Annotated in this window: 16 protein-coding genes; 8 read left to right on the forward strand and 8 right to left on the reverse strand. The window is 69.6% G+C overall.

The features are described 5' to 3' along the window. Nucleotides 1-90 precede the first annotated feature (90 nt). The 3 genes from ACW4TU_RS13725 to ACW4TU_RS13735 all read left to right on the forward strand — a co-directional run bounded on the left by ACW4TU_RS13725 (nucleotide 91) and on the right by ACW4TU_RS13735 (nucleotide 2388). Nucleotides 91-273 carry a DUF6104 family protein gene (locus ACW4TU_RS13725; RefSeq protein WP_018571400.1) on the forward strand — a complete coding sequence of 61 codons (183 nt, stop codon included), beginning with the start codon at nucleotides 91-93 and terminating at the stop codon, nucleotides 271-273. Between the two features lie 161 nt (nucleotides 274-434). After that, a complete protein-coding gene (locus ACW4TU_RS13730) occupies nucleotides 435-1319 on the forward strand; it encodes a DUF4097 family beta strand repeat-containing protein (RefSeq protein ID WP_457427997.1) in 885 nt (294 codons plus the stop codon). Between the two features lies 1 nt (nucleotide 1320). Next, the gene (locus ACW4TU_RS13735) at nucleotides 1321-2388 is read left to right on the forward strand and encodes a helix-turn-helix transcriptional regulator (protein WP_457427999.1); all 1068 of its coding nucleotides are present in this window, start codon (nucleotides 1321-1323) and stop codon (nucleotides 2386-2388) included. A 283-nt stretch (nucleotides 2389-2671) separates the two neighbouring features. Here ACW4TU_RS13735 and ACW4TU_RS13740 read toward each other — a convergent pair whose 3' ends face one another. The 4 genes from ACW4TU_RS13740 to ACW4TU_RS13755 form a co-directional block, all read right to left on the reverse strand. Beyond that, a complete protein-coding gene (locus ACW4TU_RS13740) occupies nucleotides 2672-3235 on the reverse strand; it encodes a Clp protease N-terminal domain-containing protein (protein ID WP_457428001.1) in 564 nt (187 codons plus the stop codon). Continuing rightward, nucleotides 3235-3444, reverse strand: a complete 210-nt coding sequence (locus ACW4TU_RS13745; protein WP_055525534.1) for a helix-turn-helix domain-containing protein — start codon at nucleotides 3442-3444, stop codon at nucleotides 3235-3237. The genes ACW4TU_RS13740 and ACW4TU_RS13745 overlap by 1 nt, the downstream gene beginning before the upstream one ends. 131 nt (nucleotides 3445-3575) lie before the next feature. Next, a complete protein-coding gene (locus ACW4TU_RS13750; protein WP_457428003.1) occupies nucleotides 3576-4541 on the reverse strand; it encodes a zinc-binding dehydrogenase in 966 nt (321 codons plus the stop codon). Nucleotides 4542-4787: 246 nt separating this feature from the next. Next, the gene (locus tag ACW4TU_RS13755; protein WP_457428005.1) at nucleotides 4788-5996 is read right to left on the reverse strand and encodes an NAD(P)-dependent malic enzyme; all 1209 of its coding nucleotides are present in this window, start codon (nucleotides 5994-5996) and stop codon (nucleotides 4788-4790) included. Between the two features lie 712 nt (nucleotides 5997-6708). Here ACW4TU_RS13755 and ACW4TU_RS13760 point away from each other — a divergent pair. The 3 genes from ACW4TU_RS13760 to ACW4TU_RS13770 are packed head-to-tail and all read left to right on the forward strand — an operon-like array spanning nucleotide 6709 to nucleotide 9427. Then, the gene (locus ACW4TU_RS13760) at nucleotides 6709-7662 is read left to right on the forward strand and encodes an ABC transporter substrate-binding protein (protein WP_457428007.1); all 954 of its coding nucleotides are present in this window, start codon (nucleotides 6709-6711) and stop codon (nucleotides 7660-7662) included. 42 nt (nucleotides 7663-7704) lie between these two features. Then, nucleotides 7705-8634 carry an amino acid ABC transporter permease gene (locus tag ACW4TU_RS13765; protein WP_457428009.1) on the forward strand — a complete coding sequence of 310 codons (930 nt, stop codon included), beginning with the start codon at nucleotides 7705-7707 and terminating at the stop codon, nucleotides 8632-8634. A 4-nt stretch (nucleotides 8635-8638) separates the two neighbouring features. Next, nucleotides 8639-9427, forward strand: a complete 789-nt coding sequence (locus ACW4TU_RS13770) for an amino acid ABC transporter ATP-binding protein (protein WP_457428011.1) — start codon at nucleotides 8639-8641, stop codon at nucleotides 9425-9427. A 66-nt stretch (nucleotides 9428-9493) separates the two neighbouring features. Here ACW4TU_RS13770 and ACW4TU_RS13775 read toward each other — a convergent pair whose 3' ends face one another. Beyond that, nucleotides 9494-10279: a class I SAM-dependent methyltransferase gene (locus tag ACW4TU_RS13775; RefSeq protein WP_457428013.1), complete on the reverse strand. Its 786-nt coding sequence runs from the start codon at nucleotides 10277-10279 to the stop codon at nucleotides 9494-9496. 124 nt (nucleotides 10280-10403) lie between these two features. On the opposite strand from ACW4TU_RS13775, the gene ACW4TU_RS13780 reads away from it, so the two are divergent. Next, nucleotides 10404-11051: a CGNR zinc finger domain-containing protein gene (locus tag ACW4TU_RS13780; RefSeq protein ID WP_457428015.1), complete on the forward strand. Its 648-nt coding sequence runs from the start codon at nucleotides 10404-10406 to the stop codon at nucleotides 11049-11051. On the opposite strand, the gene sodX is transcribed toward ACW4TU_RS13780, so the two are convergent. Next, on the reverse strand, nucleotides 10955-11425 hold the full coding sequence (gene sodX, locus ACW4TU_RS13785; protein ID WP_457428017.1) for a nickel-type superoxide dismutase maturation protease: 471 nt from the start codon (nucleotides 11423-11425) through the stop codon (nucleotides 10955-10957). The two genes, ACW4TU_RS13780 and sodX, sit on opposite strands and share 97 nt — an antisense overlap. A 143-nt stretch (nucleotides 11426-11568) precedes the next feature. Here sodX and sodN point away from each other — a divergent pair, with 143 nt between their 5' ends. Next, nucleotides 11569-11964, forward strand: a complete 396-nt coding sequence (gene sodN, locus ACW4TU_RS13790; RefSeq protein ID WP_164409275.1) for a superoxide dismutase, Ni — start codon at nucleotides 11569-11571, stop codon at nucleotides 11962-11964. Between the two features lie 141 nt (nucleotides 11965-12105). On the opposite strand, the gene ACW4TU_RS13795 is transcribed toward sodN, so the two are convergent. Both ACW4TU_RS13795 and ppk2 read right to left on the reverse strand, forming a co-directional pair. Continuing rightward, nucleotides 12106-12924, reverse strand: coding sequence for a class I SAM-dependent methyltransferase (locus ACW4TU_RS13795; RefSeq protein WP_457428018.1), 819 nt, complete (start codon nucleotides 12922-12924; stop codon nucleotides 12106-12108). Further along, complete coding sequence (gene ppk2 / locus ACW4TU_RS13800; RefSeq protein WP_457428020.1) at nucleotides 12921-13805, reverse strand: polyphosphate kinase 2; 885 nt, start codon at nucleotides 13803-13805, stop codon at nucleotides 12921-12923. The genes ACW4TU_RS13795 and ppk2 overlap by 4 nt, the downstream gene beginning before the upstream one ends.

Genomic DNA, 13805 nt, shown 5'->3' on the forward strand with positions numbered 1-13805 from the left:
CTAGAGAGCACCTAGAGGGGCCGGGCCGGGGAGTGCCGAGCTGCTCTTATCCTGGACACCGGCCCTACATCGAGCGACGGAGCACCTTCCATGTACTTCACGGACCGCGGCATCGAGGAACTGGAGAAGAGGCGCGGCGAGGAGGAGGTCACCTTCGAGTGGCTCGCCGAGCAGCTGCGGACGTTCGTCGACCTGAACCCGGACTTCGAGGTCCCGGTGGAGCGGCTGGCGACCTGGCTGGCCCGGCTGGACGACGACGAGGACGAGGAGTGACGAGCGGGCGGGCGAGGCGGGCGGCTCCGGTCCGGGTGTCTTGACTTTCCGTGACCGCGATATATCGTGAATAGCGGAAGACGCGATATGGCGTGTCGTGACGTACCCGGTCGTCGGCCTGCCGTTCGTCAGCCCGTCCGTTCACCAAGGGGGTCCGCACCATGTCCATCACATCCGCGTCCGAGTGGTCCGTCAAAGAGCCCGGCAACCTCGCCTTCGCCGAGCCCATCACGGACCTGCGGGTACGCATCGTCAACGGAACGGTGAACGTGGTGGGCACGGAGGAGAGTTCCGCCCGTCTGGAGGTCACCGAGATCGAGGGCCCACCCCTGGTGGTGACCCAGGAGGACGGCGTCCTGACCGTGGCGTACGAGGACCTGCCCTGGAAGGGCTTCCTCAAGTGGCTGGACCGCAAGAGCTGGCGCCGCACCGCGGTGGTGTCCCTGACCGTCCCGGCCGCCGCGCGCGTCGAGGTGGGCGTGGTCGGGGCCGCAGCGGTCGTCTCGGGAGTCGCCGGGGCGACGGTGGTCAAGGGCGTCACCGGCGACACGACACTCGTCGGCCTCTCCGGGCCGGTCCGCGCCGACACGGTCTCGGGCAGCCTGGAGGCCCAGGCGGTCACGGGCGACCTGCGCTTCAACTCCGTCTCCGGCGACCTCACCGTCGTCGAGGGCTCCGGCCCCTCGGTGCGCGCGGAGTCGGTGAGCGGCTCGATGATCGTCGACCTCGACCCGGAGGGCCCGACGGACGTACAGCTGACGAACGTCTCGGGCGAGATCGCCATCCGGCTCCCGCATCCGGCGGACGCCGACGTGGAGGCGAACACGGCGAGCGGCCGGATCTCGAACGCCTTCGACGACCTCCGCGTCCACGGCCAGTGGGGCGCCCACCGCGTCACGGGCCGGCTGGGCGCGGGCACCGGCAAGCTCCGGGCGACGACGGTCTCCGGCTCGATCGCCCTGCTCCGCCGCCCCCAGCCGGAGGACGAACCGGCCGACTCCGCCCCCGGGGACACCTCCGGTCCGACGAACAAGAAGGTGCTCTGACATGCCTCCCGTCTTCGCCCACGGCCGCCTGCGCCTCTACCTGCTGAAGCTGCTGGACGAGGCTCCCCGCCACGGCTACGAGGTGATCCGCCTCCTGGAGGAACGCTTCCAGGGGTTGTACGCGCCGTCGGCGGGCACCGTGTACCCCCGCCTGGCCAAGCTGCAGACCGAGGGCCTGGTCACGCACACCACCGAGGGCGGCCGCAAGGTGTACGCCATCACGGACGCGGGCCGCGCCGAACTGGCCGACCGCAGCGGCGAGTTGGCCGACCTGGAACTGGAGATCCGCGACTCGGTCGCCGAACTCGCCGCCGAGATCCGGGCCGACGTCCGGGGCGCGGCGGGCGACCTGCGCCGGGAGGTGCGCGCGGCGGCGAGCGAGGCCCGCGGCACTCCCGGAGCCGCGCGGAGCACACCGTGGGAGTACGGGGACCACACCGACGCCGGCGACAAGGAGTCGTGGCGTGCCGCGAAGGAGGAGATGCGGCGCGCCAAGCAGGAGTGGAAGGAGCAGGCCCGGCGCGCGAAGGACGAGAGCCGCCGGGCCCGCGAGGAGGCCCAGCGGGCCAGGCGCCAGGCGAAGGAGGCCCAGGACAACGCCCGTGCGCAGGCCCAGGAGGAGGTGCAGCGCATCGCCCGGCGCGTCCAGGAACAGGTCCAGGACCACTTCAGCAGGGGCGACTGGCCGACGGGGGTCCGGGAGGGCCTGACCGAACTGGCCAAGGAGTTCGGCGAGTTCGGGAAGGACTTCGGCAAGAACCTCGGCAAGGACATCGGCTTCCCCCGCCCCGGCGGCACCACGACGGCCACGGCACCGGAACCGGAGCGCCCGCAGTACACGGACACTCCCCCGGACTTCCCCGCCGGCTACGAACCGTCCTGGGCCCACGAGGACTCCACCGGCGACCCGGCCCGCGACCTGGACCGCCTGCTCGACCGCTTCCGCGACGGCATCCGCGACACGGCCCGCGACCACAGCGTCACGGAACCCCAACTCCACGAGATCCGCGGCCACTTGTCCGCGGCGGCGACACTGGTGGAGGCGGCACTGCGGACGCCGAAGGCGTGAGAGAGGGCGCGGCCGAGACGCAGGGCACCACACCGGGTCGCGTCCCGCCTCATGGTACGAACAACCTCACTCGACGCGTTCCGGTGAGCCGCGCGCCGACCGCCCATGGGGGCACGGCTCCCGCTCCGCGCCCGGCCGACCTGCCGGTCAGCACCACGGATGCCCCCGAGCCGCCACGGCCCGGCGGTGCCCTCGGCGTTCCGTGCGGTTGATCGGCTCAACCACCTGGCGGACCCCGCCCCACCCCGAACCCCGTCTCAACCCGCCGCGCAGGCCCGCCGCCTCAGCCCGCCTTCGCCTCGCCCCCGCCGTACAGCACACGGCTCAGGGCCTCGTACGTGACTCCCTGATCGGCGAGGGCCTCCGCCGGTACGCCGGGGCGGGCCGTGAGGGCGAGGAGGATGTGCTCGTCGCCGATCCGGCGGTCCCGGTGGGCCACCGCGATGCGCAGGCACCTCTCCAGCACCTCCTTGGCGTCCCGGCTGAAGGTGCGGCGCCCCGACAACCACCCCCGGTCCCGGCGGTCGCCGGACATCGCGCCGACGCCGTGCACCTCCTCGACCCGGGAGACGATGTCGGAGACGTCGATTCCGAGCCCGGCGAGGGCATCGGCCTCGGCCTGGGACAGTCCGGCGCGGCGCCGGGCGTCGGCCAGAGCGTCCTTCACCGACTCCTTGCGGTCGGCGAGTCCGAGCGAAGCCAGGGCGAAGGAGGCCCTGCTCGCCTCGCGGTCGAGCAGCGCGAGCAGCAGGTGCTCGGCATCGACGGACCGACTGCCGGCGCGCTCGGAGTGCTCGACGGCACCCTGGACCACAGCACGCGCATCGCTCGTGAACCGTTCGAACATCACTGCCTCCCGTATTTCTTGTGCACGGCCTGCCTGCTGACACCGAGCTCCGCGGCGATCTCCTGCCACGACCAGCCCTGATTGCGCGCACTGCGCACCTGCACGGACTCCAGCTGCTCGACCAGCTTCCGCAGAGCGGAGACGGCCCGCAGCCCGATCCGCGGATCGCGGTCACCCGCGCGCTCGGCGAGATCTGTTGCTTCGGTCATGACGTCAACTTAGGTTGACATCATCGACATTGTCAACCCTAGTTGACATGCGGAGTGCCGCGAACACACGAACGGCGGGCCCGGAAACCCGGGCCCACCGCAGTGAGATGTACAGACGTACGTGATGGAGGTCAGGAGGTGGTGAGGACGATCTTGCCGAACAGGTCACCGGACTCAAGGCGTTCGAAGCCCTCGCGGGCCCGGTCCAGCGGGAGCACCTCGTCGATGACGGGACGTACGCCGGTGGTGGCGCAGAACGACAACAGGTCCTCCAGCTCGTCCTTCGTGCCCATCGTGGAGCCGACGACCTTGAGTTCGAGGAAGAAGATGCGGGTCAGTTCGGCGTGCGAGGGGCGGTCGCCGCTGGTGGCGCCCGAGATGACGAGCGTGCCGCCGGGCCGCAGCGACTTGACCGAGTGCGACCAGGTGGCCGCCCCGACCGTCTCGATCACGGCGTCCACGCGCTGCGGCAGCCGCGCCCCGGACTCCACCGCCTCGACGGCGCCCAGTTCCACCGCCCGCTTCCGCTTGGCCTCGTCCCGGCTGGTGGCGAAGACCCGCAGGCCCGCCGCCTTGCCGAGCACGATCGCGGCGGTCGCGACACCGCCGCCGGCGCCCTGCACGAGCACCGAGTCGCCGGGGCGTACACCCGCGTTGGTGAAGAGCATGCGGTACGCCGTCAGCCAGGCGGTGGGCAGACAGGCGGCCTCCGCGAAGGAGAGCTCCTTGGGCTTGGGCAGGACGTTCCACGCCGGTACGGCGACCTGCTCGGCGAAGGTGCCCTGGTAGCGCTCGGTGAGGATGGAACGGGGTTCCCTGGGGCCGACGCCGTGGCCCGTCTGGCCGATGACGGAGTGCAGGACGACCTCGTTGCCGTCCGCGTCGACGCCGGCGGCGTCGCAGCCGAGGATCATCGGCAGCCGGTCCTCGGGGAGTCCGACGCCGCGCAGGGACCAGAGGTCGTGATGGTTGAGCGAGGCGGCCCTGACGTCGACCGTCGCCCAGCCGGGGCGCGTCTCGGGGGCTGGGCGGTCACCCAACTCCAGCCCGTCGAGCGGGTGGTCGGGGTCGATACGGGCGGCGTAGGCAGCGAACATGACCTTGACGATAGGGGCCCGGCGGAGCCGGGGGAACGAGGCGGCACTGTGACACACGCCCTGTTGATTAACCCCGGCCGCCCCGAACCCCCGCTCCTCAAACGCCAGAGAGGCCAACTACCAGCACCGGCCCGCATTTCCAGCCCGTCCGGCGATTGAGGACGAGGCCCCTTCAGGGCCGAAGCGGGGGTCTGGGGGCGCAGCCCCCAGGGATGAGACGGACAGCGCCACCGCTGGACACAAGCCTCAGCGGCGAGCGACCCCCTCCGCCCGAGCCGCCGCAGCGACCGCCGCCGTCACCGCCGGAGCGACCCGCGGGTCGAACGGCGACGGAATCACGTAATCGGCGGCCAGATCCTCACCCACGACAGCCGCGAGCGCGTCCGCCGCCGCGATCTTCATCCCCTCGGTGATCCGCGAAGCCCGCACCTGCAGCGCCCCCGCGAAGATCCCCGGGAACGCCAGCACGTTGTTGATCTGGTTCGGGAAGTCCGAGCGCCCGGTCGCGACGACCGCCGCGTACCTGTGCGCCACGTCCGGGTGAACCTCGGGGTCCGGGTTGGCCATCGCGAACACGAACGCGTCCTTGGCCATCGAAGCCACCGCCGCCTCCGGGACCGTACCGCCGGAGACGCCGATGAAGACGTCGGCGCCCGCCAGGGCGCTCTCCAGCGACCCCGTCAGCCCGGCCCTGTTCGTCAGCTCGGCCAGCTCGCGCTTGACCGGGGTGAGGTCGTCCCGGTCCGCCGAGACGATGCCCTTCCGGTCGGCGACGGCGACATCGCCGAGCCCCGCCTCCAGGAGGAACTTCGCGATGGCGACGCCCGCCGCGCCCGCGCCCGAGATGACGCCCCGCAGCTCCCCGAGCTCCCGCCCGGTGAGCTTCGCCGCGTTGCGCAGGGCCGCCAGTGTCACGACCGCCGTGCCGTGCTGGTCGTCGTGGAAGACGGGGATGTCCAGCTGCTCCTGGAGCCGCCGCTCGATCTCGAAGCACCGCGGTGCCGAGATGTCCTCCAGGTTGATCCCACCGAAGGACGGCGCCAGCCGGACCACCGTCTCGATGATCTCGTCCACGCCCGTGCAGGCCAGCGCGATCGGGACCGCGTCCACGCCGCCGAACTGCTTGAACAGGATCGCCTTGCCCTCCATCACCGGGAGGGAGGCCTCGGGGCCGATGTCCCCGAGTCCGAGGACCGCCGTACCGTCCGTGACGACCGCGACGACGGACGACTTCCAGGTGTAGTCGTTGACGAGGTCGGGCTGCTCGGCGATGGCGGTGCACACCCGGGCCACACCGGGCGTGTACGCGAGGGACAGGTCGTCCTTGTCACGGATCGGCACGGTGGCCTGCACGGCCATCTTGCCGCCCCGGTGCAGGGCGAACGCCGGGTCGAACTCGACGGCGTCACTGCCGGTGTCGATGTCGCTGCGAGGATTGACGATCTCCGCTGCCACTTTGTTGTACCCCTTAGGTCTTCACGGTTTGAGGGTGGCCACTCCTGGTGAGGGGTGGGCGGGCACCGCGCAAGGCCCCGGTGAGTGATGCGCACGGGCACGAACGCGACGGGCGCGCCGCACACGCGCCCTGAGCCCCTGATGAGGGGTGTAAAGAACCTTCTTACCGGACGGAGGACACCGCCGACGACCCCACGGCGCGAAGGTCACACGGGGGCGACACGACTCATCACTACACATGGCCACATACCCGGGCATGATCGATCAAATGGAGAAGCGGGTCGGCGGCGAGCCGGGCACCGTGACGAGACCGAGTCGAGACCCTGTCGGGCCACGAACGGGGCCACGGGGGCCACGAACGGGGCCACGAGCCGGGGCGGAGTCCTTCCGCGGCCGTGCGTACGGATGCAACAGCCGCTCACCTGGCGAGATACGCCGAAGGTCTTCCGGCCGGAACGAATGATTCCCGTAGAAGATCCGGGAAGGTCCGGCTCTGATGCACCGACCTGACGCTCTACGGGGGTCACCCGTTATCCGATTTTGACATAGCCGGTCGTCTGAATGCCTCCGCCCGAATGGCAAGATGCCGTAATCACACAAGGTCGCGACACTCAAAGATGTGTGCACCAGTCGACCGACCCGCCGGCATCGTCCGCCCCCTGGGCGGGCGCCGGCCCCAATGGCTCACCATCCATCGCCGGAGGAACCCACCATGACCGCAAGCTCCACCCTTCGTACGACCGCAGCGCACAACCGGCTAGCCGCGGTCGGTGCGATCGCGGTCGCGGGCGCACTGCTGCTCACCGGATGCGGTGACCAGACCAAGGACAAGGGCACCGGCTCGGAGAGCGCCTCGACGAGCTCCGCCCCGCTGGCCGCCAAGCTGCCCCAGGCGATCCGGGACAAGGGCGTCGTCACGGTCGGCTCGGACATCGCGTACGCGCCGGTCGAGTTCAAGGACGACTCCGGCAAGACGGTCGGTATCGACCCGGACCTCGCGGACGCCATGGGCAAGCAGCTCGGCGTGAAGTTCGAGTTCCAGAACGGCACCTTCGACACCCTGATCACGGGCCTGCGCTCCAAGCGGTACGACATCGCCATGTCCGCGATGACCGACACCAAGGACCGCCAGGAGGGCACCGAGAACGGCAAGAAGGTCGGCGAGGGCGTCGACTTCGTCGACTACTTCACCGCCGGTGTGTCGATCTACACCAAGAAGGGCGACGACCAGGGCATCAAGAGCTGGTCCGACCTGTGCGGCAAGAAGATCGCGGTCCAGCGCGGCACGGTCTCGGAGGACCTCGCCAAGGCCGAGACGAAGAAGTGTACGGGCGGCAAGAAGATCGCCATCGAGCCGTACGACAACGACCAGCAGGCCCAGACCCGGGTGCGCGCGGGCGGCGCAGACGCCGGCTCCTCCGACTTCCCGGTCACGGCGTACGCGGTGAAGACCTCGGGCGGCGGCAACGACTTCCAGGTCGTCGGCGAGCAGGTCGAGGCGGCGCCGTACGGCATCGCGGTCGCCAAGTCGAGCACGCAGCTGCGGGACGCCCTGCAGGCGGCGCTCGACGCGATCATCAAGAACGGCGAGTACGCCAAGATCATCGCCAAGTGGGGCGTCGAGGACGGCGCCGTGACCTCGGCCACCGTCAACGGCGGCAAGTGACCCGAGGCTCACGGAAGCTACGGGCACTGAAAGGCAACACCCGTGACTGTTGACATCGACAAGGCGACAGGACCGGCGGACACTCCCCCGGCCGGACCGGAGGCCATCAAGGCCATCCCGGTCCGGCACTACGGGCGGTACGTCTCGGCCGTCGTCGCGATCGCGCTCTTCGTCGCGATCGTCTACGCGTTCGCCCAGGGCAACATCAACTGGGGCGCCGTACCGGACTACTTCTTCGACGACCGGATCATCACGGGCGTCTGGAAGACCCTTCTGCTGACGGTGCTCTCGATGGTGATCGGCATCGTCGGCGGCATCCTGCTCGCCGTCATGCGGCTGTCGAAGAACCCGGTGACCTCGACCATCGCCTGGTTCTACATCTGGTTCTTCCGCGGCACCCCGGTCCTGGTCCAGCTCGTCGTCTGGTTCAACCTGGGCCTGGTCTTCACCTACATCAACCTCGGTCCGATCTACAAGGACTACTGGTCCAGCTTCATGACGCCGCTGCTGACGGCGCTCCTGGGCCTGGGCCTGAACGAGGCCGCCTACATGGCGGAGATCTGCCGCGCCGGCCTCCTTTCGGTCGACGAGGGCCAGACCGAGGCCTCGCACGCCCTGGGCATGAGCCACGCCAAGACCCTGCGCCGGATCGTGATCCCGCAGGCGATGCGCGTGATCGTGCCGCCCACGGGCAACGAGGTCATCAACATGCTGAAGACGACCTCGCTGGTGTCGGTGGTCCAGTTCGCCGAACTGTTCCGCTACGCACAGGACATCGGGCAGACCTCCGGTGCCCCGGTGGAGATGTACTTCCTCGCCGCGGCCTGGTACCTGATCCTCACCTCGGTCCTCAGCGTCGGCCAGTACTACATCGAGCGGTACTACGCGCGCGGTTCCAGCCGTACGCTCGCGGACACGCCGTTCCAGAAGATCAAGGCCAATTTGCTCTCCCTCTCCGGCTACCGGCGGTGACCCCATGAACCCAGTGGAGAAGACCGGCGGCGCCCACGCCATGGTCAAGTCCGAAGGCGTCCACAAGTCCTTCGGCCCCGTCGAGGTCCTCAAGGGCATCGACCTGGAGGTGAAGTCGGGCGAGGTGTTCTGCCTCATCGGCCCCTCCGGCTCCGGCAAGTCGACGTTCCTCCGGTGCATCAACCACCTGGAGAAGGTCAACGCCGGGCGCCTGTACGTCGACGGCGAGCTGGTCGGCTACCGCCAGAAGGGCGACAAGCTGTACGAGCTGAAGGACAGCGAGGTCGCGCTGAAGCGGCGGGACATCGGCATGGTGTTCCAGCGCTTCAACCTGTTCCCGCACATGACCTCGCTGGAGAACGTCATGGAGGCCCCGGTCCAGGTCAAGGGGGTCAACAAGGCGCAGGCCCGTGAGCGTGCGGGCCAGCTCCTGGAGCGCGTGGGCCTGGCCGACAAGGCCGGCAACTACCCCTCGCAGCTCTCCGGCGGCCAGCAGCAGCGCGTCGCCATCGCCCGGGCCCTGGCCATGGACCCGAAGCTGATGCTGTTCGACGAGCCGACCTCGGCCCTGGACCCGGAGCTGGTCGGTGACGTCCTCGACGTCATGCGCGACCTGGCCGAGTCCGGTATGACGATGGTCGTCGTCACCCACGAGATGGGCTTCGCCCGCGAGGTGGGCGACAGCCTCGTCTTCATGGACGGCGGCGTGGTCGTCGAGTCCGGCAACCCGCGCGACGTCCTGACGAACCCGCAGCACGAACGGACACAGTCCTTCCTGTCCAAGGTGCTCTGACGACGGCGGACAAACATGCGCAGGGGCGGTACGAGATCCTCGTACCGCCCCTTCCCTGTTGCCGAGCTACTTGAGCGCGAGCAGCAGCGTGTCCGAGGGTGAGCACCACACGGGACGTGCCTCCGCGAACCCCTTCTCGCGGAGCACGCGCGCGTGCCACCCGGCGGAGGGCATGTCGCCCTCGGCGTGCTCGCCGTAGATCTCGAAGCGGCGGGCGGTCGGCCCGGCGAGGACGGGGTCCTGGGCGGCGAGCCGCCACCATTCCGCCCAGTCGACGGCACCGTCGTGTTTGGCCTGATCCATACGTACGTGGCGCAGTGCGCGCTCCGCCGCGTTGATCCGGGGCGTGCTGTCGTCGATCATGTGGTCCGCGTTCATGAACAGACCGCCGCCGCGGACGAGGTCCGCGATCCGGCCGTAGAGGTCCGCGAGGGGTTCGGCGTGCAGCCAGTGCAGGGCCGTGGCGGTCAGAACGGCGTCGTACGAACCGTGCGGCAGCCCGCTCGTCCACCGCGGGTTTTTGAGGTCGGCCGTGACGAAGGTGACCCGGTCGTCGCCCGCGAAGGTGCCCTCGGCGATGGCGAGAAGCGCCGGGTCGAGGTCGACGCCGACGCTGGTGGCCTGCGGGAACCGGTCGAGCAGCCGGGACGTGATACTTCCCGTGCCGCACGCGAGGTCGAGTACGCGCGGGGCGGGGCCGACGAGGGCCTCGACCATGTCGAGCATGATCCGGAACCGTTCCTCACGGTCCGGCATATACCACTCCTGCTGCCGGTCCCAGCTCGTCTGCCAGGCATTCCAGTCGGTTCCGGCGTTTGTCCCAGTGGGTCCGGTGGTTCCGGTGGTGGTCATGGAAAATCCCTCCCCGTCAGTCACTCACGCGCCCGCTTCGAACACATGCGTAATACCCTGGAAGCAGTATCAGCCGTTACTTCCTCGCATCCACGACCATAGAGCGCCCTCGTAAGGACTACAAGTGGAACTGGCCTATTACTCGGACTATGCCGTGCGCCTCGTCAACACCGAGGAACCGGCCCGCGGAAAGGACTCGCTGACCTCGATCGACGCCGTTCGCGATCTCTTCGGCGCCAACCAGCAGGCCGCCCGCCGCGCCACCGACGCCGACGTGACCCGGTTCCGCTCCGTACGGGCCCGTCTGCGCGCGGTCTTCGAGGCGGCGGACACGGGCGACGAGACGCTCTCGGTGGACCTGCTGAACTCGCTCCTGCTGGAGTTCCCGGTGAGCCCTCAGATCTCCGGGCACACCGCGACGGATGACAGGAGGGGTCGGGACGACGACGGCCGCCCACTGTGGCACATACACCTCGCCGACCACCCGTCGAACGCGACGGCGGGCTTCGCGGCCATCGCCGCCATGGGCCTGGCCTTCCACCTCACCGAGTACGGCGTGGACCGCCTCGGCCTGTGCGAGGCGCCGCCCTGCCGCAACGCCTACCTCGACACCTCGACGAACCGCTCCCGCCGCTACTGCTCCGACCGTTGCGCGACCCGGGCCAACGTGGCCGCCTATCGCGCCCGCAAGCGCCTGGAGGCGGACCGGTCCGAGAAGACGGGCCTGGCGGCCGACACCGCCCAGCGAAGCAGCGTCAGCGGCGAGCGCTGACCCGGCTTGAGCGGCCGGTAGCGGAACCGGACCCTGCCCAGGATCAGATCGTGCGGCACGGTGCCGTAGTCGGTGCTGTCGCCGCCGGCGAAGGAGTTGTCCCCGAGCACCCACCAGCCGCCCTCACGGCGCTCCACGGCCCGTTTGACGACCAACAGGTCCTGCTGGAACGGATGCCGCAGGACGACGATGTCCCCGGCCCTGACCCGGTTCCCGTACCGCACCACGAGAAAGTCGCCGTGATACAGCGTGGGCACCATCGACGGTCCGGTCACGGCGACCCAGCCGAAGAGCTTCGCGGCCCCTCCGCGCTCGCCCCCGTGCTCGCTCTCGTGTTCGCTTCCGTGTTCGCTCTCCTGCGACAGCTCCGGCATCCCGGCACCTCCCCGGTCCATCCTCCACCAGTCCCGGCCCGACCCCCTACTTTTGTCCTAAGCCCATGGGGGCACTCGCGAAAACCCCTCTCTCAGGGAGTAATGTCCAACCTGAGAAGACGATCACGAGGAAGGAACGCTCCATGCTTTCCCGCCTGTTTGCCCCCAAGGTCAAGGTCAGCGCTCACTGCGACCTGCCCTGCGGTGTGTACGACCCGGCCCAGGCCCGCATTGAGGCGGAGTCGGTGAAGGCCGTGCAGGACAAGATTGCCGCCAACGACGACCCGCACTTCCAGGCGCGCGCCACCGTCATCAAGGAGCAGCGCGCAGAGCTCGCCAAGCACCACGTTTCGGTCCTGTGGAGCGACTACTTCAAGCCGCCGCACTTCGAGAAGTACCCGGAGCTGCACCAGCTGGTCAACGACACCCTGAAGGCCCTCTCGGCCGCCAAGGCGTCCACGGACCCGGCGACGGGCCAGAAGGCGCTGGACTACATCGCCCAGATCGACAAGATCTTCTGGGAGACGAAGAAGGCCTGATGCAAGCCTTTTTCGAAGGGCCGGTCGAAGGCTGACCGGCCCTTTCCCCTGCCCTGGCACCTTTCCCTGCCCTGGCACCTTTCCCTGCCCTGGCCCATTCCCTGTCCCGGTTGTCTCCCTGGCCCGGCCACGTCGGCCCGCTCAGCGTCGGCAGACGAGAATCCCCGCCCGGCAGTTGACCCCGAACATCCCCTCGCGGGCGATCCGGTCGGTGACGATGGCACGGGCCCGCTCGATCGTCGCGTCGAAGGGCGTGTCGTACTGGTCCGCCCAGGCCCGGTAGGACGCCAGATACGCGACGACCGGCTCCGGATCGCGGACCGTGACAGTGCTGGGCAGTTCGATCGTCCGCACCCGGCCGAACTCCTCCCCGAGGAGGCCCGGGGCCTTCTCCAGGGAGAAGCGGGCCCCGATCGAGAACCGGGCCGGTTCCTGTCCGGTGCCGAGCAGGTCGCTCGCGGCCCGGTGCCAGAGGTCGTCGAGTTCGGCCTTGTCCCGCTCGCTGTTGGTGGAGGCGATCACCAGCCCGTCACGGGCGACGACACGCGCCAACTCCCGCACCGCCTGCGGGATATCGGGCACGTGGTACAGCATGTGCAGCGCCAGGGCGGCGTCCACGCTCCCCGTGGCCAGCGGCAGCCGCGTGACATCCGCCACGGCGACCGGGCCGGGGACGGTGGCGAGGATGCCGGGCGCGATGTCCAGGCCCAGTGCGGACAGGTCGGGCCGGGCCTCGCGCAGCCGCTGGACGTACTTGCCGTTGCCGCAGCCGACGTCGACCACGCGCCCGCTCCCCCGCACACCGCTCAACTGCTCGACGACGATGCCCGGCAGGTCGCGCCGGGGCGTCTGCCACCGGTAGAGCGACTGCCGGGCGGCCAGGTCCCGGTCACTGGCGTACGCGCTTTTGGCGAGGCGGACGCGGTCCGTGCCGGCGGGTGTGGGTGGGGCGGCGTTCACACGCCGTCGTCGTCCTCCCCCGCCTCCAGCAGGTTCACCGCCGAACCCACGATGCTCGGGTCCGGGCTGCCGACGACCTCCTCGTCCTTGTCCGCGTAGTCGAAGCGGGCCAGGACGCTGCGCATCGCCTCCACCCGCGCCCGCTTCTTGTCGTTGCTCTTCACCACCGTCCAGGGGGCCTGTTCGGTGTCCGTCGCACGGAACATGGCGACCTTGGCCGCCGTGTAGTCGTCCCAGCGGTCCAGGGAGGCGAGGTCCATGGGGCTCAGCTTCCACTGCCGTACGGGGTCGACCTGGCGGATCGTGAAACGCGTGCGCTGTTCGCCCTGGGAGACCGAGAACCAGAACTTGATCAGGTCGACGCCGTCGTCCACGAGCATGCGCTCGAACAGCGGGGCCTGGCGGGTGAAACGGCGGTACTCGTCGTCCGTGCAGAAGCCCATGACCCGTTCCACGCCGGCCCGGTTGTACCAGGAGCGGTCGAAGAGGACTATCTCGCCGGCCGTCGGGAGATGTTCGACGTACCGCTGGAAGTACCACTGGCCGCGTTCGCGTTCGGTGGGCTTCTCCAGGGCCACCACGCGTGCGCCGCGCGGGTTCAGATGCTCCGTGAAGCGCTTGATCGTGCCGCCTTTCCCGGCCGCGTCCCGGCCCTCGAAGACGACGACCAGCCGGCGTCCGGTCTGCTTGATCCAGCTCTGCAGCTTCAGCAGTTCGATCTGCTGGAGCCGCTTGTGCAGGTCGTACTCCCTGCGCTCCATGCGCTCGGCGTACGGGTAGTTCTCCCGCCAGGTCTCGACCGGCGTGCCGTCCGGCCGGACGAGGACGGGTTCGTCGAGGTCGCTGTAGTCGACCTTCAGTCCGGACATCAGTGGTGTCAT

It is taken from the genome of Streptomyces kryoterrae, from assembly GCF_054072135.1.